General features: G+C 65.7%; 25 protein-coding genes, 1 tRNA gene and 1 pseudogene. 12 read left to right on the top strand and 15 right to left on the bottom strand.

What is annotated here, in order from left to right:
- Positions 1-176, bottom strand: a pseudogene (locus tag LQV16_RS12880) (FHA domain-containing protein); the annotation flags it as partial.
- Positions 173-922 (bottom strand): DUF3662 and FHA domain-containing protein, encoded by a 750-nt coding sequence (locus LQV16_RS12875; RefSeq protein ID WP_229994283.1) that lies wholly within the window; start codon positions 920-922, stop codon positions 173-175. The gene LQV16_RS12875 and the pseudogene LQV16_RS12880, both read right to left, overlap by 4 nt.
- Before the next feature lie 110 nt (positions 923-1,032).
- On the opposite strand from LQV16_RS12875, the gene LQV16_RS23565 reads away from it, so the two are divergent.
- Both LQV16_RS23565 and LQV16_RS12870 read left to right on the top strand, forming a co-directional pair.
- Positions 1,033-1,167, top strand: coding sequence for a hypothetical protein (locus LQV16_RS23565; protein ID WP_290369371.1), 135 nt, complete (start codon positions 1,033-1,035; stop codon positions 1,165-1,167).
- A gap of 139 nt (positions 1,168-1,306) precedes the next feature.
- Positions 1,307-1,389: transfer RNA gene (locus LQV16_RS12870), tRNA-Leu, on the top strand.
- Positions 1,390-1,697: 308 nt separating this feature from the next.
- Here the strand turns inward: LQV16_RS12870 and LQV16_RS12865 are convergent.
- A complete protein-coding gene (locus tag LQV16_RS12865) occupies positions 1,698-2,186 on the bottom strand; it encodes a hypothetical protein (RefSeq protein WP_229994282.1) in 489 nt (162 codons plus the stop codon).
- 114 nt (positions 2,187-2,300) lie between these two features.
- Between LQV16_RS12865 and LQV16_RS12860 the strand changes: the two genes are divergently transcribed.
- On the top strand, positions 2,301-4,175 hold the full coding sequence (locus tag LQV16_RS12860) for a hypothetical protein (protein WP_229994281.1): 1,875 nt from the start codon (positions 2,301-2,303) through the stop codon (positions 4,173-4,175).
- 267 nt (positions 4,176-4,442) lie between these two features.
- Here the strand turns inward: LQV16_RS12860 and LQV16_RS12855 are convergent, their stop codons facing one another.
- Entirely contained in the window at positions 4,443-5,153 is a 711-nt protein-coding gene (locus LQV16_RS12855; RefSeq protein ID WP_229994280.1) for a TetR/AcrR family transcriptional regulator, read from the bottom strand.
- Between the two features lie 181 nt (positions 5,154-5,334).
- Between LQV16_RS12855 and LQV16_RS12850 the strand changes: the two genes are divergently transcribed.
- From LQV16_RS12850 to LQV16_RS12830, 5 genes are all read left to right on the top strand, one after another.
- Positions 5,335-6,723, top strand: a complete 1,389-nt coding sequence (locus LQV16_RS12850; protein WP_229994279.1) for an NAD(P)/FAD-dependent oxidoreductase — start codon at positions 5,335-5,337, stop codon at positions 6,721-6,723.
- A gap of 43 nt (positions 6,724-6,766) precedes the next feature.
- Positions 6,767-7,681: a universal stress protein gene (locus LQV16_RS12845; protein WP_229994278.1), complete on the top strand. Its 915-nt coding sequence runs from the start codon at positions 6,767-6,769 to the stop codon at positions 7,679-7,681.
- 14 nt (positions 7,682-7,695) lie between these two features.
- Entirely contained in the window at positions 7,696-9,228 is a 1,533-nt protein-coding gene (locus LQV16_RS12840) for an APC family permease (RefSeq protein WP_229994286.1), read from the top strand.
- A gap of 346 nt (positions 9,229-9,574) precedes the next feature.
- The gene (locus LQV16_RS12835; protein WP_229994277.1) at positions 9,575-11,773 is read left to right on the top strand and encodes a multicopper oxidase domain-containing protein; all 2,199 of its coding nucleotides are present in this window, start codon (positions 9,575-9,577) and stop codon (positions 11,771-11,773) included.
- Positions 11,770-12,915 (top strand): hypothetical protein, encoded by a 1,146-nt coding sequence (locus LQV16_RS12830; RefSeq protein ID WP_229994276.1) that lies wholly within the window; start codon positions 11,770-11,772, stop codon positions 12,913-12,915. Before LQV16_RS12835 ends, LQV16_RS12830 begins: the two co-directional genes overlap by 4 nt.
- 58 nt (positions 12,916-12,973) lie before the next feature.
- Here LQV16_RS12830 and LQV16_RS12825 read toward each other — a convergent pair whose 3' ends face one another.
- Positions 12,974-13,612: an NAD(P)-binding domain-containing protein gene (locus LQV16_RS12825; protein WP_229994275.1), complete on the bottom strand. Its 639-nt coding sequence runs from the start codon at positions 13,610-13,612 to the stop codon at positions 12,974-12,976.
- 52 nt (positions 13,613-13,664) lie between these two features.
- Positions 13,665-14,297, bottom strand: a complete 633-nt coding sequence (locus LQV16_RS12820; RefSeq protein WP_229994274.1) for a hypothetical protein — start codon at positions 14,295-14,297, stop codon at positions 13,665-13,667.
- Positions 14,298-14,483: 186 nt separating this feature from the next.
- Here LQV16_RS12820 and LQV16_RS12815 point away from each other — a divergent pair, with 186 nt between their 5' ends.
- The gene (locus tag LQV16_RS12815; protein WP_229994273.1) at positions 14,484-14,861 is read left to right on the top strand and encodes a VOC family protein; all 378 of its coding nucleotides are present in this window, start codon (positions 14,484-14,486) and stop codon (positions 14,859-14,861) included.
- 40 nt (positions 14,862-14,901) lie between these two features.
- Here LQV16_RS12815 and LQV16_RS12810 read toward each other — a convergent pair whose 3' ends face one another.
- Positions 14,902-15,510, bottom strand: coding sequence for an NADPH-dependent FMN reductase (locus LQV16_RS12810; RefSeq protein ID WP_229994272.1), 609 nt, complete (start codon positions 15,508-15,510; stop codon positions 14,902-14,904).
- Between the two features lie 141 nt (positions 15,511-15,651).
- Positions 15,652-16,056 (bottom strand): DUF5997 family protein, encoded by a 405-nt coding sequence (locus LQV16_RS12805; protein ID WP_229994271.1) that lies wholly within the window; start codon positions 16,054-16,056, stop codon positions 15,652-15,654.
- A gap of 124 nt (positions 16,057-16,180) precedes the next feature.
- Here LQV16_RS12805 and LQV16_RS12800 point away from each other — a divergent pair, with 124 nt between their 5' ends.
- Positions 16,181-16,936 (top strand): LysR family substrate-binding domain-containing protein, encoded by a 756-nt coding sequence (locus tag LQV16_RS12800; protein WP_229994270.1) that lies wholly within the window; start codon positions 16,181-16,183, stop codon positions 16,934-16,936.
- A 24-nt stretch (positions 16,937-16,960) separates the two neighbouring features.
- Here the strand turns inward: LQV16_RS12800 and LQV16_RS12795 are convergent, their stop codons facing one another.
- Positions 16,961-17,296 carry a hypothetical protein gene (locus LQV16_RS12795; protein ID WP_229994269.1) on the bottom strand — a complete coding sequence of 112 codons (336 nt, stop codon included), beginning with the start codon at positions 17,294-17,296 and terminating at the stop codon, positions 16,961-16,963.
- 97 nt (positions 17,297-17,393) lie between these two features.
- On the opposite strand from LQV16_RS12795, the gene LQV16_RS12790 reads away from it, so the two are divergent.
- Complete coding sequence (locus LQV16_RS12790) at positions 17,394-17,714, top strand: DUF6221 family protein (protein WP_229994268.1); 321 nt, start codon at positions 17,394-17,396, stop codon at positions 17,712-17,714.
- A 101-nt stretch (positions 17,715-17,815) separates the two neighbouring features.
- Here LQV16_RS12790 and LQV16_RS12785 read toward each other — a convergent pair whose 3' ends face one another.
- The 6 genes from LQV16_RS12785 to LQV16_RS12760 form a co-directional block, all read right to left on the bottom strand.
- Positions 17,816-18,325: a flavin reductase family protein gene (locus LQV16_RS12785; RefSeq protein ID WP_229994267.1), complete on the bottom strand. Its 510-nt coding sequence runs from the start codon at positions 18,323-18,325 to the stop codon at positions 17,816-17,818.
- Positions 18,326-18,484: 159 nt separating this feature from the next.
- Positions 18,485-18,976 (bottom strand): DUF1097 domain-containing protein, encoded by a 492-nt coding sequence (locus LQV16_RS12780; protein WP_229994266.1) that lies wholly within the window; start codon positions 18,974-18,976, stop codon positions 18,485-18,487.
- A gap of 90 nt (positions 18,977-19,066) precedes the next feature.
- Positions 19,067-20,338, bottom strand: a complete 1,272-nt coding sequence (locus LQV16_RS12775; protein ID WP_229994265.1) for an amidohydrolase family protein — start codon at positions 20,336-20,338, stop codon at positions 19,067-19,069.
- Between the two features lie 44 nt (positions 20,339-20,382).
- Complete coding sequence (locus tag LQV16_RS12770; RefSeq protein ID WP_229994264.1) at positions 20,383-21,291, bottom strand: alpha/beta fold hydrolase; 909 nt, start codon at positions 21,289-21,291, stop codon at positions 20,383-20,385.
- Positions 21,288-22,160, bottom strand: a complete 873-nt coding sequence (locus tag LQV16_RS12765; RefSeq protein WP_229994263.1) for a fumarylacetoacetate hydrolase family protein — start codon at positions 22,158-22,160, stop codon at positions 21,288-21,290. Before LQV16_RS12765 ends, LQV16_RS12770 begins: the two co-directional genes overlap by 4 nt.
- A gap of 132 nt (positions 22,161-22,292) precedes the next feature.
- The gene (locus LQV16_RS12760) at positions 22,293-22,934 is read right to left on the bottom strand and encodes a GntR family transcriptional regulator (protein WP_229994262.1); all 642 of its coding nucleotides are present in this window, start codon (positions 22,932-22,934) and stop codon (positions 22,293-22,295) included.
- Between the two features lie 248 nt (positions 22,935-23,182).
- On the opposite strand from LQV16_RS12760, the gene LQV16_RS12755 reads away from it, so the two are divergent.
- A complete protein-coding gene (locus LQV16_RS12755; RefSeq protein ID WP_229994261.1) occupies positions 23,183-23,485 on the top strand; it encodes an urease subunit gamma in 303 nt (100 codons plus the stop codon).
- Positions 23,486-23,494: the final 9 nt, after the last annotated feature.

Raw genomic sequence — 23,494 nt, 5'->3', positions numbered from 1 at the left:
GGCGGGGGCTCGGCGAGGGCCGGATTCTTGCGTACCTGGCGTGCCGTCGGGGCCCCGGCCGCCGCCTTGCGGCCGATCATCAGATCACGGCGCATGGCAGAGACAATGCTGAAGATCAGCACCCACAGGAGGATAAGGAACCCGAAACGCAGGGCCGTGATGGTCAGTTCGCTCATGCGCGGCCGCCTGTGTTGGCGGGCAGTAGGCGGAAGATGATTTTAGTCCGTCCCATCATGATCGTGGCGCCGTCAGCAAGTTCCGAACTGCCCACGATCTTTTGGCCGTTGACGTAGCTGCCGTTCGTGGAGCCGAGATCGATCGCCTGGGCCGTACCAGGCCCGGTCCGGATTTCCAGATGGCGGCGCGAAACACCGGTGTCGTCAATGAGGATGTCTGCTTCCGAGGACCGGCCGAGGACGATCGACGGCGCGTTCAGCGAGTAGCGCTGGCCGTCGATGTCCAGGACGGGTTGAAGCTGTGCCGGCTGGCGTGTCGGGGCCGCCGGTAAGTTGCCGTGAACTCCCGGCTGCGCAGGGGCGGAAGGGGCGTTGGATTTCTCGGTCCGCGAGGAGATGTCGAAATCCCCGGCGCGGTGCTCTTCATCGCGGCGGAAACTGATCCGGACCGGCCCCTGAAGGGTGTAGCCCTGGCTGCGGACATGGTTAATGACGACGTCGCACAGTTCTTCCGCGAGGGGTGTGCCCCATTCCTGGGCGCGCTGGAAGTCGTCGCTGCTAAGAAGGACGTCAAAAACGTTGGGGGCCAGGGTGCGTCCCGCGGCGATTGTGATGGCCTTGTTGTCGACCTCGGTGCGGAGCCGGCTCGCGATCTCGACAGGCTCAACCTGGGCGCGAGAACCGGTGGAGAAGACTCCGCGGACGGCCTTTTCGATGCCGCGCTCGACTTTGTCCAGCAATCCCATGGTCCTTCTCCTTTCCTGTTGGCTGCAGAGCAGCGCTCGTTCCGGAACTCGGTTTCCAACTTTTGCGAGCCCGCGCTCAGCAGACACTCCTACATCAGATACTACTGGGCGTGTCTGGGAATGGCCTCAACGGACGCCGCCGGGCCGACGTCGAAATATGCGCCGACTGCGCCCTGACGTGCGCGGACATCGCCTCCGCGGCTGGCCCGGCGGGCGCCGACGTGACGTCCGGCGACCGGGTATGACTGGCCGGGAATACACCGCAATCCGGGACCTGTCCGGCTCGATTGGTGTTTTCGCGCAATTGTCCGTTATGCTTGATCTCGCTGCTTTTACGAGGTTGGCGGTCCGGGAAACCGGCCCTATCCGAGTGGAAGAAGTTGCGCGCGAGTGGCGGAACGGCAGACGCGCTGGCTTCAGGTGCCAGTGTCCGAAAGGGCGTGGGGGTTCAAATCCCCCCTCGCGCACGCAAATCGAAAGAACCCCGGTCTTCGGACCGGGGTTCTTTCGTTTAACCCCAGGCGACTAACCCACGCGACGTCAGGTTTCGCCCACGCGACACGACTACGGGGCTGGCTCAAGACCAGAAGTGCGATGACTGCGCACAAGCGCTGGCTTGACGGCGAGCCGGTCCAGTCCGTCACGGGCCGCGATGTGCCCCCGAGGTTGTCCTGGCCGGCGCCGCGGTCGAACAGGCCGCCCACTACCGAAGCCCTCCCGCACCGGCTGTCACCTGCGCGGGAGGGCTTCTTCATGTCTGCGTGCCGCGGTCCGGTTACCTGAGTGCCCGCACCGAAGCCAAGACGGTGGTCTTGAAGCCGGTCCTAGAACCGGTCGCCTTACCCATGATGGTCTTGCCTGCGTCGGAGGCGGTGAGCTTGTAAGACTTCGCAGTAGCGCCCGGAATCCTGACGCCGGAGCGGTACCACTGGTAGGCGAAGGCGGAGGGCGTCGGCTGCCAGCCCCCGACATGCACGGTCAGGGTGGATCCGGGCTTGGGTGTGCCCTTGATGATGGGCGTCGCCACCAGGGGGAACGTGCCGGGGCCGATTTTCGCGGACTGTACGGCCGGATGGATGAGGCCGGGGCCGGCCTTGAAGCTAAGCACGGCATCGGCCGGGACAGGCTGATACCCCAGGGATGTCGCACCCTTGATCGGAGTTCCGTTGCGGTACCACTGGGGTGCGGCGGTAATGATGGAATTGGTTGTGTTGCGGCGTGGCTCTGGGTGTGGCTGACGCCCTGTGAGGGTTTGTCCTGACATTGATCTGTCCGCCGACGTCGTCCGCCCCCACGGTGACCGCCGAAAACAGCAGGCAGGGCACTACTATCAGCAACAGGGCCGGGGGGACCGGCCCGCTGACCCTGGGGGGAACAATTGAACAAGAAGGCCATCCGTCTCGGCGCCGCCGGGGCCCTTACCGCCCTGTCGCTGGCCGGTTTCGCCGTTCCGGCGCACGCAGGCTTCCTGCCGTCCTGCGGCCCGATCGTTGATTCGGTCAAGCTCTGCACGGGGCCGGACGGGAGCCAGGAGCCGGTGATGGTCAACAGCCCGGTTGCCGGCCCGCGGCCGATTATCGGGGGCGCCCTGCTGGTCGGCAACACCCTCACCGTTTATGACGGCGCCTGGGACCCCTCCGATGCGACGCTCACGCACCAGTGGCTGCGCAACGACGTACCGATCCTGGGCGCCACCGGTACCACGTACCGGCTGACCAGGTCGGACCTCGGAAAGGGCATCCGGGTCAAGACCACGGGCCGTGCTCCGGAGTACAAGGCAACCACCGTCCAGTCCACCAAGACGCCGCCGGTCACGGACGCCGCCGGCGCCGTTCCGACGGTCCGGGCGGGGTATGTTGGCTTCGAATCCCTGGGCGCAGAAGAGGGTGAATACTGGCCCGTCGTCGTCGCCCAACTGGGGGACTGGGGCCCGAGTGGCGTCCAGTTCCAGTATCAGTGGCTCCGTGACGGCTCGCCCATCCCTGGTGCAACCGCCCCAAGATTTGATAGGACAACGTGGGGCCCGACGGGGCTGCTCAGCCTCCGGGTCACCGGCTACGCCGCCGGCCTCGATCCGGTCACCGTGACCTCCGCAGCCAGCCGCGGCACCTTCACCCCCGAGAGGCCCGGCGCTGTGGTCACCGGCGGCACCGAGGTGGGGGACGTCCTCACCGCTGTCGACCTTCGCTGGTTTGACCACACCGATCGGAACACCAGCGATTGGAATGAGCACCGCTTCCAGTGGACGCGCGACGGCATCTGGATTCCCGACGCTACCGAACTGACCTATACGATCACCGCCGAGGACCAGGGCCACACCCTGGAGCTGGTGACCGAATCTGGCGGGCTCGAGGCCAGCTCCAACTCAGTGACCGTCCCCCCGGCCGCGGGCACGGTCATCCCGGCGCCCCCGGAGCCCCCGAAGGTTGAGCTGAAGCCGCTGACGAACGTCACCAAGCCGGTCCTGACCGGTACCGCCGTGATTGGCACGGCGTTGACGGCGACGGCCGGCACCTGGTCCGAACCTGCCGAAAATCTGACCGTCATCTACTACTGGCAGTCCCCGGACGGGAAGGTATCGGCCACCGGCCCGACGTTCACCCCCAACATGACCCAGCTTGGGACGACGGTCACGCTCATAGCGACCGCCACCGCTCCCGGATACACCACCGCCTGGGCAAAGGTCACCGCGCCCAAGCCCGTGACCGCGCCGGACCCGACCCAGACCAAAGCCCCGGCCATCCGGGGCAACGCGACAGTGAGGGAGAAGCTCACCGTCTCCACCGGCACCTGGTCCGGCTATGCCCCGGGAATGACAGAGACCCGCCAGTGGGTGCGCGACGGCGTCCCGATCGCCGGGGCCACCGGCCGGGACTACACACTGGTGGGCGGCGACTTCGGCAAGAAAATCTCCGTCAAGGTCACGTCCACGATGGGCGGCAGGATCCTGAAGACCCAGACGACCGATACTACGGCGAAGGTGGCTGCTGCGGCGCTGAGCTCGGCCACGCCGACGATCGCCGGCACCGTCAAGGCCGGGACAGTGGTGACCGCGAAGCCCGGCACCTGGACCTGGGGCACTGCCTTCAAGTACCGCTGGCTGCGCAACGGCGTCCCGATCTACGGCGCAACAGAGTCGACCTACAAGGTCCGGACGGCCGACCGGGATAAAAGGATTACCGTCCGTGTCACAGGCTCCCGGCTCGGCTATACGACCGTCACTCGGACCAGCGGAGCGTACTTCGCCCGCTGACCGCAGGCCTCCCCGGCCATTGCAACGGCACGCCGCGAAGGGGTACAAATCCCCCGCGCACGCAATTGAGAGAACCCCGGTCTTCGGACCGGGGTTCCCTTGTTTAACGTCCAGCTGTAGTCCGGCGTCGGGCTATCCCCATCTTTGCAGGCTCGGGCCGGCGTGTTGCACCGAACCGCAGGCTTGTGGCGGCGTCGTGCCGTTGAAGGTGGGGAACCCGCGGCGGAAATCTGCCTGCCGGCGAACTGCCTGCCCGGCGACGGACCGCTAGGCCGCCCGCAGCGCTCCGAGTCCGGCGAGAAGTGCCTCAAGTCCCAGGCTGAAGGCGACGTCGGCCGGCTTGTCATGGCTGTCCTCGGCCAGACGCTGGACGGCAGAGGTGAAATGCGGCGTCGAGGCGGCCATGGTCCCGGAATCGAAGATGTCCGCCGGTGCCGTGACGTCGTAGGCGGAGCCAAAGATAAACGATTCGAACGCCACGATGGCCGGGATGATGCGCTCCTGGGGAAAACCCGCGCGGCTAAAACCGGCACTGACGGCCTCATACATGGCCAGCGTCTTGGGTGCATCCGTCACGGGGAGTACGGCGATGACCGGGATCAGCGGCGTGTGCTTGGAGAAGACATCGCGGTAGCTCCAGGCCCAGTCCCTCACCGCTTGCTCCCAGGGCCCGGCCTCGAACGCGGCGACGTCCACGAAAGAGGTCAAGTGGTCCTGGACGAGCACCAGCACGTCCCGCTTGGAGGAGACGTGGTTGTACAGCGCCGAGGGCGCCACGTTGAGGGTCCTGGCCAGGGCAGCCATAGTGAAGCCTTCGTAGCCGCTCTTGCCAATCAGCTGCAGGGCCGCCGCAGTGATGCCGTCCTGGTCCAGCACGGCCGCGGCGGGCCGGCCCACGCGGCGGCGGGGCTTGGCGGCGGGGCCGTGCTGGTCTGCCGGGCTGTGCGGATCGGCGGGGACGCTGGTTGCTGCCGTCATTCCGGGCCTTTCTTCTAGCTCTGCTGTCGGTTCCGGGACTTAGCCCATTCTGCCCCCAACTTTACGGGCGAAATTCACCAGGCAGTGGGTCTTCCCTGAAGCGTTGGAAAGGTCTATCATTCTAAATGAACGGCATTCATTTAGTGGTCCGCATCACTCTAGCGGCCACGGGGAGGACATCATGCTGAATCTTGACCGCGACGTCGTCATCGTAGGGGCCGGCCCCTCCGGGCTGACCGCCGCCCGCGAACTGAAGAAGGCCGGACTGAGCGTGGCAGTGCTCGAGGCACGGGACCGCGTGGGCGGCCGGACCTGGACCGACACGATTGACGGGGCAATGCTCGAAATCGGCGGCCAGTGGGTCTCGCCGGACCAGACGGCACTTCTGGGGCTCCTGGATGAGCTCGGATTGCAGACCTACTCCCGCTACCGCGACGGCGAGTCCGTTTACATCGGCGGAGACGGCAAGCGCACCCTGTACACCGGTGACACGTTCCCCGTCGGCGAAACCACCGCCGCCGAAATGGACAAGCTCACGGCGCTGCTCGATTCCCTCGCCGCGGAGATCGGCGCCGAGGAGCCGTGGGCACACCCCAAGGCCCGCGAGCTGGACACCATTTCCTTCCACCACTGGCTGCGGCAGAACTCAACCGATGAGGAAGCCTGCAACAACATCGGCCTGTTCATCGCCGGCGGCATGCTGACCAAACCTGCCCATGCCTTCTCCGCCCTGCAGGCCGTCCTGATGGCTGCCTCCGCCGGGTCCTTCAGCAACCTCACGGATGAGGACTTCATCCTGGACAAGCGGGTTGTCGGCGGAATGCAGCAGGTTTCGCTGCTGCAGGCCGCCGAACTGGGCGGGGACGTGGTCCTCGACAGCCCGGTCCGCACCATCAACTGGGCCGAGGACGCGAGCGGGGGATACCGCGTCACCGCAGTCTCCGAACGCGCCACCGTGAACGCCCGCTTCGTCATCATGGCCGTGCCGCCGAACCTCTACTCCCGGGTTTCCTTCAACCCGCCGCTGCCCCGCCGCCAGCACCAGATGCACCAGCACCAGTCCCTTGGCCTGGTCATCAAGGTCCACGCCGTCTACAGCACGCCGTTCTGGCGCGAGGACGGGCTCTCCGGGACCGCCTTCGGCGCCGGCGCCATTGTGCAGGAGGTTTACGACAACACGAACCATGAGGACCCCCGCGGCACGCTGGTGGGCTTCGTCTCGGACGAGAAGGCCGACGCGATGTTCGAGCTCAGTGCCGCGGACCGCCGCCGCGCCATCCTCGAATCGATTGCGTCCTTCTTGGGCGAAAAGGCCCTGGATCCCGAGGTCTACTACGAGTCCGACTGGGGCTCGGAGGAATGGACCCGCGGAGCCTACGCCGCCAGCTACGACCTCGGCGGGCTGCACCGGTACGGGAAGGACCAGCTGAAGCCGGTCGGACCCATCTACTGGTCTTGCTCCGATCTCGCGGCCGAGGGCTACCAGCATGTCGACGGCGCCGTACGGATGGGGCAGATCACGGCCGCCCTGATCGTCGCAGCAGCGGACCGCGCGTCCGTCGCATCGTAGAAAACCCCAACAGTCAGTTCAATCTAGTTAGGAGAGCGGCCAGATGCGTTACGTAGTGGGGTACTCAGCCAATGCCAGAGGCCATGATGCGGTCAATCTGGCCGTCTCCCTGGCGCTCGGGCGTGGAGCGAGCCTGGACCTTGTGCTGGTGGTGCCCGAAGTGCAGCAGTCCGGGCACGCCGTCGCGCCGAAGGCTGGCTTCGAAAATCTGCTCAATGAGCAGGCCCAGGAGTGGCTCGACCAGGCCCTGGCGCTGGTTCCATCCGGTGTCCCCGCGCAGGCCCACATCCGCACCGGCGACTCGGACGCGCACGCGCTGATCGAGGCGGCCGAGGAACTGGGCGCGGACATGCTCATCATCGGCGCAACCAGCACCGGGATCTTCAAACGGTTCACGATCGGGTCGGTGGCCAGCGCCCTGCTCCACGCCTCGACCGTTCCGGTGGCTCTGGCACCGCACGGCTACCACCGCCAGGAGGCCCTGACCCGGATCAGCTGCGGGCTCGGAACCCGGGCCGGCGCCGAGAAGCTGCTCGATTTTGCCCTCGGCATGGCCGTGAACCGGCAGGTTCCGCTGCGGGTGGTGTCGCTCCTGGCGCTCGACGGCGGCGATGCGGCCGGCGCCGCGGAGGCGGCGCGGGAGTACGCGGCGAAGCACCTGGCCGCCGCCCTGCCCGGCGGCGGGCAGGAGGTCCGGGAAGAGGCGAAGTCGGAAGTCGTCGTCGCACAGGGCCGCAGCATCGAAGAAGCGGTGGACCGCCTGGGCTGGGAAGACGGCGAGGTCCTGCTGATCGGATCCAGCCGGCTTGCCAAGGGCCGGTCCATCTTCCTCGGCAGCACGGCCAACCGCATTCTGCGCGCCCTGCCGGTGCCGATGATCGTGGTCCCCAGTGACTATGAACTGAAGCACCTCAACCATTCAGCGTCGAATGACACCCCAGGAGAGGCACAACAATGAGCGCAGACCATGCGATGTCCAAGCCATCGCACACAGGACAGCAAACAGGACATCTCAGCGAACAGCAACACGGACTGAGCGAGAAGGGCCTGAAGGCCGGATCCGTGGGGCTCATCGGCGCTGTCGTCATCGGCATTTCCTGTATCGCCCCGGCATACACCCTCACGGCGGCCCTGGGCCCCACCGTCGCCGAGGTCGGCGTGCAACTGCCGGCGATCTTCCTGGTGGGCTTTGTCCCCATGCTGCTGGTGGCGTTCGGCTACCGAGAACTGAACAACGCCATGCCCGACGCCGGCACCTCGTTCACGTGGGCCTCGCGGGCGTTTGGCCCGTGGATTGGCTGGATGGGTGGGTGGGGGCTCATTGCGGCGACGATCATCGTGCTCTCGAACCTGGCCGCCGTCGCAGTGGACTTCTTCTACCTCATGCTGGCGCAGCTCACAGGCAATCCCGAGCTCGCCGACCTCACCACAAACCTGCCGCTGAACATCGCCACCACGTTAGTGTTCATCGCCCTCGCGTGCTGGATTTCCTACCGCGGCATGGAAACCACCAAGTCCGTCCAGTACGTGCTTGTGGGCTTCCAGTTGCTGGTCCTCGGTTGGTTTTCCGTGGCTGCGTTCAGCCACGTCGCCAACGGGACCGCCTTCGACGCCACTGCCATCTCCCCGGAGTGGTTCAACCCCTTCGCGGTGGGATCCTTCTCCGCCTTCGCCGCCGGCGTGTCGCTGTCCATCTTCATTTACTGGGGCTGGGACGTCACGCTGACCATGAACGAGGAGACCAAGAACCCGGAGAAGACCCCGGGCCGTGCCGCCACACTCACGGTGCTGGTCATCGTGATCATTTACATGACCGTTGCCCTGGCCACGCTGTCCTTCGCCGGCGTCGGCGAGACCGGCCTCGGTGCCGGCAACCCGGAGAACCAGGGCAGCATTTTCGCGGTCCTTGCGGGGCCGGTGATGGGCCCCTTCGCCATCCTGATGTCCCTGGCCATCCTGAGCAGCTCCGCCGCGTCCCTGCAGTCCACGTTCGTTTCCCCGGCGCGCACACTGTTGTCCATGGGTCACTACAAGGCCCTGCCGCAGAAATTCGGCAACATCAGCCCCACGTACAAGTCCCCGAGCTATGCCACAATCGCCTCGGCAGTGGCTGCCGCCGCGTTCTATGTCATTACCCGGACGACGTCGGAGAATGCGCTGTGGGACACGATCACGGCACTGGGCATGATGATCTGCTTCTACTACGGCATCACCGCGTTGGCCTGTGTCTGGTTCTTCCGCGCCGAGGCGTTCAGCGGAGCGAGGGCGTTCTTCTTCAAGTTCCTCGCACCTCTCCTGGGCGGCGTCATCTTGCTGGTCATGTTCTTCAAGACCGCCTACGACTCCATGGATCCCGCGTACGGATCAGGTTCGTCAATCGGCGGCCTGGGGCTGGTCTTCATCCTCGGCATGGGCGTCATCCTGCTGGGCGTGGTGCTCATGCTGGTCATGGCCAAGATCCGCCCCGAGTTCTTCAGGGGTAAGGTCCTGACCCGCGGGCATTGAGTCTGCCGACGGTTTCAGGAGGGTCTCCGTCCGGCAGCCATTGGAAAGCAACCACGCTTACCGATGGGCTGTCCGGAGGGGGACCTTTCTGCGTTGGAACCGCGAAAGCGCAAGGAGCGAGCTTTAGGCCCGCTGAAGGGAGGAGTCCCGCTCCGGAAAGCCCAGTGTTTCCAAAGGTCTGCCACGCATAGTGATGTGGTCAGCGGCGGAGGGCCTAGCGAAGCTGAGCCCACAGGGTAGGGAGTTTCCTCGTGATCACTCTTCAACTTAGGGAACGACGTGCCTGGGATGGCGGCCCCGGGGCGCAGGGCGGCCTTTCGGCCCCATGCGAAGGGGGCGCGGACTGATGGGCGAGGAATCTGCCGACGCAGGCCGGGTGTCCCGTCGAACCGTTTTGAGGCTGGGTGCGGCAGGGGGTGCCGGTGCCGCGCTGGTTGCCGCGCAGGGCCTGGGGGTGCCGTTTCTCGCGCAGAGGGGTCTGCTCACGGCCGACGGCGCGTTCGCCGCCACGTCCGCAGCGCTCGGTGACACCCTGTTCTACATTGAGAAGTTCCCGACGAGCCCGCTGATCCTCTCGCCGTTCAGCGACCGGCTGCCCATCCCGAAGGCGCTCGCCCCGGTGCCGAAGTCGGTGTACAGCGCCTGGCCGAAGCCGCCGGGGCCCGGACCGGGCCAGCAGAACTCGCTGCGCAACGAACGGCATCAGATCTGGCCGAGCCAGATCGGCTATCCGGACCCGATCGTCTACAAGATCGACGTGCAGCTTCGGACCCACTCCTTCACCACGTCGCAAGTGCTGCCGATCGACTCGGACGGAGAGCCGACGGAGTCGTTCGACTCATCCGGCAGGACGTACGCGGCCGGCACGAAACGCACATTGCCGCCGAGCACGATCTACGGCTTCAACGGCACCTTCCCCGGCCCGATGATCAACGCCGAGTACGGCAGGCCGGCGCTCGTCCGCTTCGAGAACCACCTGGACGAGAACCCGCTCAACCTCGACCGCCAGGATTTTGGCGCCCCGGACTGGTCCTTCCTGACCCACCTGCACAACGGTCACACCGCGCCCGAGAGCGACGGCAACCCGCACTACTCGATGGTGTCCGGGCCGAAGCACCCTGGCTTCAGGCCGCAGATGTTCGTCGACAACCTGTACCTGAACTGGCCGGCCGGTGGAGACGACCGGGAGAAGCAGAGCTTCTTCTGGTTCCACGATCACACGATGGATCACACCGGCTCGAACGTCTACAAGGGCCTGGTCGGCCTGTACCCCATCTACGACCCGAAGAACGGTCTGGACATGGGGGACGAGCGGCGGGGCCTCCGGCTTCCCGGCGTCCGCACAAACAACTCGGACGGTTCCTTCGACGTCAAGTACGACATCCCGCTGGCCTTCTCCGACTTCCGCCTTGACGACGGCGACACGGTGCACAAGGACATCCATGACGTGCAGGGTGAGTTCCCGGACGCCAAGAACCCGGCCAAGCACCCCGAGTGGTGGGGCAAGACGTTCTACAAGCACTTCCCCAACCACGGTTTTGTGGGCGACATCTGCACAGTCAACGGAACGGCCTTCCCGGTACTGGAGGTGAAGCGGCGCAAGTACCGCTTCCGCTTCCTGGACGCCTCGGTCTCGAGGATCTACGAATTCAAGCTGATGAGCTCGACGCAGGGTCCCAAGTCGTCGGCGTCGCTCGGCTACGTCGACGACGAGCTCCAGGGCCAGTACCGCATCCCCGACGCCCAGCAGTGCATGAAGTTCACCCAGATCGCCTCGGACGGTGGGCTCCTGCCGTTCGCGATCAAGCGGGACTCGTTCGAACTGTGGCCGGCCAAGCGGCGCGAGGTCATCGTCGATTTCACCAGGTACCAGGACGGCACGCCGACCACTAAGGGCGACGTCGTCTACCTCACCAACGTCATGAAGATGCCCAACGGGCGGATGTGGTCCAACTCCTCCCGCTTCTTCCCCGATCCGGCCTACAAAGTGCCGCTGCTGAAGTTCGTGATCGGCGACAGCGCGCCGGACGACAGCCGGATCCCGGCGGCTCTGACTCCTCTGCGTCCGCTTCCGCCGCTGCCGAGCAACTGGCGGAACCTGTTGGACAACCGCCTGATCTTCGAGGTGAAGCGGGGCGCCCTGGGCGGCGAGACCGAGTGGCTCATCAACGGCAAACCCTTCGACCCGACGACGGTGGCGACGAGCCTGAGAAACAAGGCCGGCGCGACGCCGCTGGCCGCGCCAAAGAAGAACAGCTTCAACCTCTGGGAGGTCCGCAACGGCGGCGGCGGCTGGGTGCATCCATTCCACCTGCACATGGAGGAACACCGAACCGTCATGCGCAACGGCAAGGACGTGACTGTTACGCCGGATACCGGGCATCCCGACGACGTCTCGAAAGAAGACCTGGCGGCGCTCGACCCGAACGAGTCGGTGATCCTTTACCGGGGATTCCGGGACTTCGTGGGGCCGTACGTGGCGCACTGCCACAACCTTGCGCACGAGGACCACGCCATGATGTTCGGCTGGGAGATCAGACCATGACGCTGCGGGAGATGATCGAGAACACGAAGCTCGCCAACGCCGGGATCGAACGCAGCGGCTCGATCCCGGGCCGGCCAGCTGTTCCGTGGCTGACGGTTGTATCCCTGTCTGTTGTGATGGCCTACGCTGACGGCTTCTGGATGATGTCGCTGCGCGGTGCCGTAGGGGCCATTGAACGCACGGAGGAGCCATTCGCGAGCTGGCTGCGTGAGTCCACCCTGGTCCTGCCGGTTTTCGTCTTCGCAGTGCTGGGCGCCATGACGCTGGCGCTCCATCTATTCGGGCCGGAACTGCGCAAGTCGAGCACGGTTCTGACGGCACTGCTGATCGTTGCGGCCGGAACCGCCGCCGGCATCGCATTCATCACGCTCAACTCGGCCTACGATTATCAGCTGCAGTCAAATCAGCTGCAGCTGATTGATTCGATGAGCCATACCTGCGCCGAGGGGAGCTGCCTCGCGCTGCAACAGCAGGCGTCTTTCGGGCTTCAGATGCGCGCTGTGGGCTACGGCAGCGGGATACTCCTGGTCACCAACCTCGTCCTGGTCGGCTGGGTTGTGGCGATTCGGGGCGGCCGATTGGACGTCAGCAGGACCCGGCGGCGAACTGCTCGCGGCAGGGGAATTGACCACCGACGGCTGTTTCTAGCTGCAGCGCTGGTCGGCAGCGCCGCCATCCACGCTGCAGTCGTACCGGAGCATTTTGGCGAGTGGGCCGCAGCCGGTGTCTTCTTCGCAATTCTCGCTGCAGCCCAGCTTGCCCTTGGCCTGTTGTCGCTAGGCAGGCGGCACCGTGCCCTGCTCAAGGCTGTCGCGGCCGTCTCGATTGTTCCGCTGGCGCTGTGGTTGTGCTCCCGGACCGTCGGACTGCCTTTCGGACCCGCCGCCGGCTCCCCTGAATCGGCCGGTATGCCGGACATTGCTGCCGGCGTCCTGGAGTTGGGCACACTGCTGGTTGCCGTCGCCCTGCTCCGTGACAGGGACCGGCTCCCCAGACGCCCCTTAGTGTCAGCCCACATCCGCTCGCTCCCGGTTGTGGCGGCGATCGCTATTGGCGTCCTGGGTCTCGCCGGAACCGCCCCAGCCTGGTTCGGCAACCCGGGTAGCTCCGGGAACGAGTCTGTAGAGTTCCCCCACCACTGAGGTGCACGGGTTCCCCTGACCGGGCATAACGGACTACTCCATAACGGCTGAGTTTCCGCTAGTCGATGATTTTCAGGCCGGTGCCCCAGTTGAAGGTTGGATACGCGGGGTTGGCCTGCAGCGCCATCACCAGCAGCATGAAGCCCTCCAGTTCACGGGCGTGGCGTAGTCCGCCCACTTGGAGCGGACGCAGCCCGGCGGCTTCGGCGAAGGCCGCGACCTCGTTGCGGGCCTGTTCGGAGTCCGAGGCGATGAACACATCCATCGGTGGGCCTCCGGCCGTACCGGAGCCGAGTGGGCCGGCGAAGGTGGTGTTGAAGGCTTTCACCACCCGTGCGCCCGGCAGCAGTGCGGCGATTTCCTCGGCCGCCGACGTCCCCGGGGCGACAACGAGCGAATCGAAAGTCTCGGTGTCGATGGGATTGCTGATGTCCACCACGGTCTTGCCGCTGAGCGTATCGCCGAAGTGTGTGGCAACTTCCTTGGCCGGGCCGAAGTACAGTGCCAGGATGACGATGTCGCCCTCGGGAACCTCGCTCAGGGCGCCGGGGCTAGTGTTGCCGCCAAGTTCAGCAGCGAGCTTGGCGGCATTCTCCGGAGTCCGGTCCAGAACCTGGACGGAACGACCGGCGGCGACAGCCCGGGTGCCGATTGCCCGTGCCATGTTGCCGCTGCCGATGATCGTGATGTCAGTCATGATGGAACCTTTCCGAGGTTGCCGGGAACTGCCGGATCGGCAATTCCGGGAATCAGCTGTGCGCGTGGTCCGGACCAGAGAACCCGGCGGTGCCCACGCCGGCCGCGCGTTCGGCGGCGGCCAGGGCATCTTCCAGGCGCTCCACAGCCGGGGCGTAGGCGGCATCCGTGCATGCACGATCCGTGCGGCCGCCGAGGCGCTCGGCGGCCTTGATCGCCCGGATAAGGGCCGCCGTTTCCGGCTGCCGGGGATCGCTCATCGCAGGGTAGTCAATCGAGAACCCCGGATCCAGTTCGTACCGCTGCCACCGGGCGAGGGCGCTCCGGTGCCGTGCGGCCGCCGCCTCGTTCTTGAGCTGGGTCTCCCGGCTGGCCCGGCGGGCATCCTGCCGGGCCAGCAGCCGGGGTGCCGCTGCCAGCGCCGCCCAGGCCGCCCCTGCGGCCAGCATCCCGAGCGCCAGACCGGCCCAGGGCCAGGTTGAGGAGGCAAGGACTATGACGGGCACAACGACGGCGAGTCCGGCGAAAACGTCCCAAAACGCGCCGTCTGCGCCCTCTGAGGGTCCGTCTTTGGCTGCCAGATGCTTGCGGGCGAAGTAGACCGCGGCGAACGCCGCCCCGGCAACCAGGATGGCGAGGGCGAGGAACTGCCCGGCCGCGAGGGCACCGGATAGTGAAAGCGTCATTGCACACCTCCCCGGAACGGTCCCGGGCGGGCGCTGTTCCGCTAGTTCCATTGGAATCCCTGGCGGCGGGGCCGTCAATGCCCTGCCCGGCCGGGGCTATGCCGCCCGCCGGCACAGGCCGCCAAGGCTGGCGCGAAGGCCCAGCCACGGTTCCGTCACGGATCCTCCCGGCGTAGCCTAGGGGCCATGCGACTGAAAATGTGCAGTATCCACGTCAAGGATCCAGCCTCGGCCCATGAGTTCTACACCGGCACGCTGGGCTTCGAGACCCTGATGGCCATGCCGGAACACAACCTGTTCATCGTCAAGGATCCGGACGGTGCCGGGGGTGCCGGACTGCTGCTGGAGCCCAGTGACAACCCGATCGGCGCGGCCTACATGAACGGCCTGCACGATGCCGGAATTCCAGCGATCGTCTTTGGCGTGCCGGACGTGCGCGCCGAATATGACCGGCTGGCGGCCAAGGGCGTGATGTTCCAGGCGGAGCCATCCGAGGGCCCCGCCGGGACCAGCGTGGTGATGGATGACGGGTGCGGGAACTTCGTGCAGCTGCACCAGGACTAGTTACCGGACCAGCCACGTCCGCGTGGGTTAGGCGCGGGGCCTAACGGCTCACTTTGTCCTTGTCCGGGTGCTCGTCGCCGATATGGCCTGGCGCGTTGGCGGCCAGGACCCGCGCCACAAAGGAGCCGTATTCCTCCATGTAGTGCCGCAGCAGCCCGGCCGTGGCTTCGTCCTTGACCTCGCCGTCCTCGCCGTAAACCTCCGGAACAAAGCGGATGTACGCCTCCGGCGCATTCAGCTGCGGCGCGTCGAGGAAGCTCAGCACGCTGCGGAACGAGGACTGCATCACTGCGGTCCCGATGCCGCCCGGGGAGGCGCCGATGATCCCGGTGGGCTTGCGGGCGAAGGAGTTGGTGCCCCAGGGCCGGGATCCCCAGTCGATGGCGTTCTTTAGCGCTCCGGGGATGGACCGGTTGTATTCAGGGGAGACGAACAGGATGCCGTCGGAAGCTGCGACGGCATCCTTGAGGGCCTGCCCCTCAGGCGGAAAAGCGGCATCAAAATCGGGGCTGTACAACGGCAGGTCTTTGATGGGGATCTCCGTGAACTCCAGTTCCGCGGGTGCAAGCCGGATCAGGGCCTTGGACAAGGTGCGGTTGATGGAACTGCTCGAGAGACTCCCGACAAAATATCCGATCTTGAAGGCCATGGCCTTTTCCTTCCCGATGATCCGCCGGTGGCTGGTGGATGGGGACTCGGAGGGGGATCGGGCCGGCGGTCCCGACTCATTCCGCGAGCATAGTCCTGGGTCCGCGGGATGAAAATAGGGGCCGGAAGAAAGTGCGTGCGGCTATTCGGCCCTGGCGCGGGCTTTCTTGGCGTCCTTCTTGGCGGACTCGTCCTTGACCCGCTGGGCCTCGGCACGGACGGCGGCATGGGTGGCGCGTTCGGCGACAAGCCATGCCGGGGGAGCCTGGAGCAGTGCGGTGATTTCCGCCGTCGTCAGCGCTTCCTCAACACCACCGCGGGACAGGCCGCTGATGGAGACGTTGAGCTTCTGCGCCACCACGGGCCGCGGGTGCGGGCCGTTACGGCGCAGTTCCGCCAGCCACTCCGGCGGGTTGGCCTGGAGCTCGGCGAAATCAGCGCGGGTGATGGCCGAATCCTGGAACTCCTGGGGTGTCGCCGGCAGGTAGATGCCAAGCTTCTTGGCAACGGTGGCCGGCTTCATGGACTGGGAGTTTGCAGAGGTCATAGTTCAAGGGTATCCGGCGGGATGCCCGCAGGGCACCAGCTCAGCACGAAACCCAGTACCAACTCCGGCACCGTGCCGACACCGGGGCGGACCCCGGCGCCAGCGGTGGCGGTACTGTGAACATGTGTCCGCAGCAGAAGAAGCACCCCAGACCCCCGACGAAACCGCCGTCGTCCCAGCCGTTGCAGTTGGGCGCGAGCTGCGCTTCGCGTACGTCGCCGGTGTGACACCGGGAAAATGGATCCGGCGCTGGGAGGAGCGGATGCCGGACGTGCCGCTGCACTCCTTTATGTCCGACGACGGCGCGCAGCTATCCGTGCTCCGCGACGGTTCCGCGGATCTGAGCTTTGTCCGGCTCCCGGTGGAACGCGAGGGCCTCAGCGTGATCCCGCTCTACGAGGAACAGCCAGTGGTGGTGGCACCCAAGGGGCATGAGATCTCTTTGTTTGAAGAAGTGGACCTGGCGGACTTGTCTGCCGAGACCTTCCTCGACGCGCAGGAACTCGGCGGCGCCGCGATGGCCCTGCAGGTGGTGGCATCCGGTGCCGGGCTGGTGATCCTGCCGATGTCCGTGGCCCGGCATTTCAACGTCAAGGACACCGTGGCGCGGAAGCTCACAGGTGCGCCCGGAACGGAGATCGCCCTGGCCTGGCCCAGCGACACCACGGACGAGGTCATCGAGGAATTCATCGGGATTGTCCGCGGACGCACCGCGGCGAGCTCCCGCCAGCCCTCGGCGCAGCAGGAGAAACCCAAACGGGAGCCCAAGCCGGACCGGCGCGGCACCGGAGCCGCCAAAAAGCCCAAGGTGGCGCAGCGTTACGCACCAAACCCGGACAAGGGCCGAGGCAAGGGATCCCGGAAAAAGGGGAAACGCTAGGGCGCTGCCCGCTCCCAGCGTGGGTTACTTGGCGCAGGCGTCCTGAAGGGCCTTGACGGGTTCGGCCGGAACCTGGTCGCCGGAGTCAGCGATCTGGCGCAGCGGGGTGGTGATCTCAGCGGGCGCACCCGCGGTTTCCGCACCGGCGACAAGGCCGCCCAGCAGTTCTTTGTCCTTGACGCTGACCAGGCCGTCCTCCACCAGGGCGCAGGCCTGCTTCTTCACTTCAGTGCCGGCCGCCGCGGCAACCTGGGATGCCCCGTCGTTGACGGCTTTTTCGGCAGCGCCCTGCACTTGGCCACAGCCGCTCAGGGCGACCAGCGAGGCGGCAGCGACAAGGGCGGCGAGACGTCGTTTCATTCATCCACCCTAACAAGCGCGCCCGGTGCCGCGATCCCGGAAAAAGGGGAAACGCTAGGCGTAGCCGCGTGAGCGCCGCCGCGCATAGGCTCGGTTAGTGGACATCGTCGAGTTTTTGACCGCACGGATAAAGGAAGACGAAGCTGCCGCCCTGAAGCTGCTCGGCGACCCCACGCTGGCCGTGTCCGGCGAGTGGTACGAACGCCGCCTGCTCCGCGAGTGCGAGGCCAAGCGCCTGCTCATCGGCATTATCGAATCCGCCCGCCAGTCCGTGCTGGCCGCGCTGGTCAGCCAGGATTCCGCCGACGCCGGATGGGTTCCGGATGTCATTGAATGGACCACACTGTCGCTGAATACGTTGGCCCTGCCGTACGCCGACCACCCGGAATTCCAGGCCCACTGGCGGATGCCCGGGTAGGGGTCAACCGGGAGCCGTTGACGGGTGCCGGTGCCGCCCCGTAGATCAGGGGGCACGTGCGCGACATCGTGTTCTCCACACCAATACGCACACAGATGGCGTCAGCGGGGGAGGAGGCCTGAGAATTCGTGGTTTTGGAAGACAAGGGGGTCTGTCGTGCTACTCGCGCTGAGGCCGAGGACGGGTGCCAGGACGAAGGCGTGGTCACCGACGGGCGTGACGTTCTCGAGCTGGCATTCCATGGATGCCAAAGCGCCTGTGGCCAGCGGGGCGCCGAAATTGCCCCGGGTCCAGAATTCGTCGTCGAAGCGGTCTGCGTCCTTTTTGCCGAGTTTGCGGCAGAACTGTTTTTGGGTTGAGGCCAGGATGCTGATGCCGAGCACTGTGGCTTTGTTGAGTTGTGGCCAGCTCGTGGATTCGTGGCTGACGAAGAAGCCGACAAGACAGGGGTGCAGGGAAATGAAGACGAATGATCCGACGATCATGGCGGCTCGTTCACCGGTGAGTTCGGGCTGCCCGGCGACGACGGTGACGCTGGTGGGCACCTTGGACATCACGTCCCGGACATGAGTGGGATCGATGGTGCTGAGCTGTTCGGTGACGATGGTCATGGTGCCTCCTTTGGCTACCGGTGCTGCTGTGGACGGCGCGGTTCCTCTTTCGTGGAGGCCTACGGGAGTTGATGGATGGCTCAGGGTGCCACCAGCGTCGTAAATCTGGCCGGTGGCACCTGACATGTAGGGATGCCATGGAAGGGCCGCTCTTGACGTTTAGCCGACAGGTTGGGTTTCTGTATGCGGCGCGGGTGCCTGGGCCTTCTTGCCGGCGTTGGTGAGGAGGCTTGCGGTGTATTCGGAGAGCCAGCCGAGGCCGGCGCCGGCGATCAGGGCCATGCAGGTCCCGGCCGCATCGAAGGTTGTGCCGAAGTACGCGGCACATCCGGCGAAAGCTCCGGGGATGAAGCCCAGAACGGTCCAGCGTGCCTGCACGCACATCCCGAAGGCGGCGATGGCGACGGAGATGCCGAGCGCGCCCGGGATGGGGAGGTTCGCCGCTCCCCAGACGATGGCTGCGCCCCACAGGATGCCGGAGAGGTTGGCGGGGATGGTCTTGAGGAGCCCGGCGGGTTTGCCTCCGGCGGCGAAGAAGCATGCCCAGGAGAGGAACCCGACCCAGGTGATGAGGCCGAAGAGGGTGCTGAACTGGGTCCAGAGTCCGGCGAGGATGCCGGCGGTGATTCCGATGGTGACGAGGGGCTTCATTTGGTGTTCCTTCAGGTCAAAATGGCGTCATTGTCTTTTGAAAGGAATGAACTGAGCACGGCCCCGGCCAGAAGCCGGGGCCGTGGCGGGTTAGAGGTGGGTCAGTGCGAGGTCTGGTGCTGCTTCCGGGGTTGCCGGGCTGTGTTCGGCCGGTGCGCGGTGGAATTCGCCGTTTTTCATGACGGCGGTGATTTTGGTGATGTCCTGCAGAATCGTGATGTCCTCGAGCGGGTTGCCGTCGACCAGGATGAGGTCGGCGTAGAAGCCGGGCAGGACCTTGCCGAGCTCGTTGGGCTTTTCGAAGAGTTCCCCGCCGAGGGCGGTGGCGGCGATGATGGCCTCCATTTCGGTGTAGCCGAAGAGCTTGACGAAGTGGTCCAGGTCGCGGGCGTAGGTGCCGCGGGGTGTCCAGGCGAAGCCGTAGTCTCCGCCGGGAAGGACGCGGATGCCGCGGCGGCGCATTTCCTGGATGGCCTTGCAGGCGATTTCGAGTTCGCGGGCGTAGCCGGCTTTTTCGGCGGCTTCGTGGGAGTAGCCGAAGGCGGCGGCGTCGTTGAGGGTGGCGACGATCCAGTTGATGGCCGGGGCGACGAAGACGCGGTCTTTGGCGGCTTCGAGCATGTCCATGCCTTCGTCGTCGATGTAGGAGGCGTGGTAGATCATGTCCACGCCGGTCTTCAGGGAGATGATGACGGAGTCGCGGCTGCGGGCGTGGGTGCAGACGCGGACGTGGCGGCGGTGGGCCTCATCGACGGCGACCTGGAGTTCTTCTTCGGTGATGTAGGTGTCGGTGGCTGCCTTGGAGCCGGTGATCTCCTCGCCGGAGATGCTGAGTTTGATCTGGTCCACGCCCAGGCCGATGGTTTCGCGGACGACCTTGCGCATTTCTTCGACGCCGTCGGCGATCTGGGTGATGCCGGGGACGAGGTCCCCTGCGGTGGTGGCGATTTCCTGGCCGTTGGCCAGGTAGCGGGGGCCGGGGATGTCGCCGGCGTTGATGGCGTTGCGAACGACGACGTCGAGGCGCTTTTTGGCGCTGGCTGCGCCGAAGCACATGGTGTAGCCGTAGTCGATGTAGGTTTTGGCGGACTGCACGGTGTGCAGCAGATGTTCTTCGACCTGCATGGTTTCCAGGCCGTTGAGGTCCCCGTCGTTCCAGGTGAAGTGGGTGTGTGCATCGCACAGGCCCGACATCAGGGTCTGGCCGCGGCCGTCAACGACCTTGACGCCCTCGCGGGGAAGGTTTCCTGAACCGGCGCGAACGTCGGTGATGCGCTCATCGGCGATCAGCACTTCGCCCAGGAAGGGCTGGGCTCCGGTGCTGTCGAGGATGTTGACGTTGGTGAAGAGGGTTTTCGACATGACTTCGTTGTCCTTATTTTGAGATGGAGAGGGTGGAGCGGTTGTTAGGGGGCTTTACGGATCTGCATAGTGATGGTCTGCTGACGACGTGACTGGCAGCCCGGGCTGGCGTTGCTGCACGCGCACGTCTTCTTCGTCTCCGACGTGAGCGTTGTGCTGGTGAGGAAGTCGAGGACGGCGGCGGTGACGAAGTCCGGCGCCTCGGGTACCGTCCAGTGGCCAGTTCCTGGTGCGACCAGAAGTTCGGCGCTGCCCAGTTCTGCGGCCATGGCCTCGTTGGAGGCCGGCGTGCTGACTTTGTCCTCGCTGCCGGTCAGGAGCAGAACCTTGGACCGGATCGTGGTCAGGTCCGGATTGGTCGCGGCAGCGAGGACTTCACAGGCCTGGGCGTAGGCTTCCGGGTCCTGGCCGAGGAGCAGCTCGCGGACGAAGGGCCGGACGAGCGGGTTCCCGATTGCTGCGTGGTCGGCGGTGGCGGCGTTGGCGACAGTGTCGGCCACGGCAGCCATGCCCTTCTCCCTTACGAGGGCGGCGCGTGCACGGGTGGCGTCCTTCGCGGCCTGGGCCTGTTCGCGGACCGGGCCGAGCAGGACGACTTCCCGGACCAGGTCCGGGCGGGTCGATGCCAGCTGCTGGACGATGAGGGTTCCCATCGAGTGCCCGACGAGGTGCGCCCGGCCTGCGGCTGTCTGGGATTCGATGACCAGGGCCAGTTCGGCGGTCAGGGATTCGAGGGTCAGTTCCCCGGCCCGGGGTGAGCGTCCGTGTCCGCTGAAGTCATAGCGGGTGACCAGGAACCGTTCGGCCAGCGAGGCGACGAGGGGTTCGTAGAAGCTGGTGGTGCCGCCGAGCCCGTGGACCAGGACGACGTCGGGCCCGGTGCCGGTGGTTTCGACGAAGAGCTGTTTCGTGCCGATGGCGGTCAGGCCGGCGGCGACGGTTGCGGTGCTCATCGTCCTTCTCCGACCCGGTTGCTCAGGGTGCCGAGCTTGCTGATGCTGATTTCGACGACGTCTCCGGTGGTCAGGAACCGCGGCGGGGTGAAGCCGATGCCGACGCCGACCGGGGTGCCGGTGGCGATGATGTCGCCGGGCTGGAGGGTGATGCCGGCGCTGATGGTTTCGATGATCGTGGGGATATCGAAGATCAGGTCGGCCGTGGTGGCCTTCTGCCGGGTTTCGCCGTTGACGGTGCAGAGCAGGTCCAGCGGCCCGTCGCCGACCTCGTCGCGGGTGACGGCCCAGGGGCCCATCGGCGCGTGGGTGTCCAGGCTCTTGCCGAGGAACCACTGCTTGTGGTCTTTCTGCAGGTCGCGGGCGGTGACGTCATTGATGATCGTGTAGCCCCAGACGTGGTCCAGCGCCTCGGCCTTGCTGATCCCGCGCCCGCCCTTGCCGATGATGACCCCGAGTTCGGCTTCGTAGTCGAGTTCGGAGGTGACGCCGGTGTGGGGGTCGATATCGGCGCCGGTGCCGATGACGGTGGAGGGGGCCTTGGTGAACACGACCGGGTATTCGGGCTGAGGGGTGGCGCTGGCCGTGGCGTCGTAGCCGGAGTTCGCGAATTCCTTGGCGTGTTCGACGTAGTTGCGTCCGACGCAGAAGATGTTGCGGCGGGGGAGCGGGATCGGGGCGAGAAGTTCCACCTCTGCGACGCTGACCGCCGGCCCGATGGATGCGGCGAGCTGGGCGGCAACCTCGTCCCAGTTGTCGATGAGTGCGAGCAGATCCTGCGAGCCGGAAACGGCGGTCACGGTCGAGGCGTCGTCGCTAAGAACGCCGGTCTGCTCGGTTCCCTGGTGGCGGAAAGTTACGAGTTTCAAAGTGATCTCCCTTGATCGATTATCGATAATTGATGAATAAGACGATACATGAGGGTGATCGGCATCACAAGGGGAAGGCTCAAGAATCCATCGCCGGCAGTCTTTGGATCCGGGTTAGCCCTTAGGGAGGGTCTACTCCTGGGGGAGGATGGAGTATTCGTGCTGGTGCTCGATGACGAGCCTGGTGCAGAGTTCCGGCGTACCGTTTTCGAACGCTTCCAGGATCGGGACATGGGCTTCGGCAGCGGCGTGCAGGTCCACGTGGCCACGGACGACGGTGGCCATGGTCCGGGCCTCGACGTACAGGGAATCCCAGATTTCCGCCATGAGCCGGTTCCCGGTGGCGACAACAACGGCGCGGTGAAAAGCTGTGCTGTATTTGGCGATGCCATGGGCATCGTTCGCTGCAGCGGCTTCGCGCATGCCTGCCAGCGCTTGGCGTAGCGGTGACGGGTCGGCGTGCAGGGCCGGATAAGCAGCTGCGGCGGCCGTTCCCTCCAAGGCCAGGCGGACAAAATAAACCTCCGCAAGGTCATCCTGGGAAGCAGACCTGACGAAGGTTCCGCGGCGGGGGATGTTTTCGACCAGCCTGGTGGAGGACAGTTCCCGGAGGGCTTCGCGCACTGGAGCCTGGCTGACACCGAACTCCTTGGCGAGCTGGAGTTCCACGAGGCGCATGCCGGGAGGGTAGGTGCCGTCGACGACGCGGTCCACGATGGTCCTTCTGACCTTTTCCGAGAGGCTCTCGTTATCGAATGCTGCTGACACCGCCATGACATAAGTCTTTCACAGTGCGTCCTTCGCACCTGCTGCTTCAGAGTCGCTCCAAGCTTGTTCATGTTATAGGCCTTGCAGTGCAGGCTCCGGGTCCCTGAAGGCGGGCGCGCGGGCTCGAGCGCCGGCAGCGACAAGGTAACGACACATGTGGCCCCGGAAACCTGCAGGAAATCTCACCGGCCTAGTCTGGTCACACCGCGGCATCTGCGGTCCGCCAGCCGGCCGGTTCTTGAAGGGATTCCGTCATGCACCTCTTGCCCCGTGAACAGGAAAAGCTCATGATCGTGGTCGCCGCGGACCTCGCCCGCCGCCGCCAGGGCCGCGGACTGAAACTGAACTTCCCCGAGGCCGTCGCCGTCATCAGCTACGAACTGATGGAGGGCGCCCGGGACGGCCGGACCGTGGCGGAGCTCATGAGTTACGGAACCACCCTCCTTAGCCGCGACGACGTGATGGAGGGCGTACCGGAAATGATCCACGACGTCCAAGTCGAGGCCACCTTCCCGGACGGCACCAAGCTCGTCACCGTCCACGATCCCATCCGCTAGGGGGCTTTC

The organism is Arthrobacter sp. Bi26, from assembly GCF_918697925.1.
Taxonomy (GTDB): Bacteria; Actinomycetota; Actinomycetes; order Actinomycetales; family Micrococcaceae; genus Arthrobacter.
Note: the sequence above shows the minus strand (reverse complement) of the source record. Positions and strands in the feature narration are given on the sequence as shown.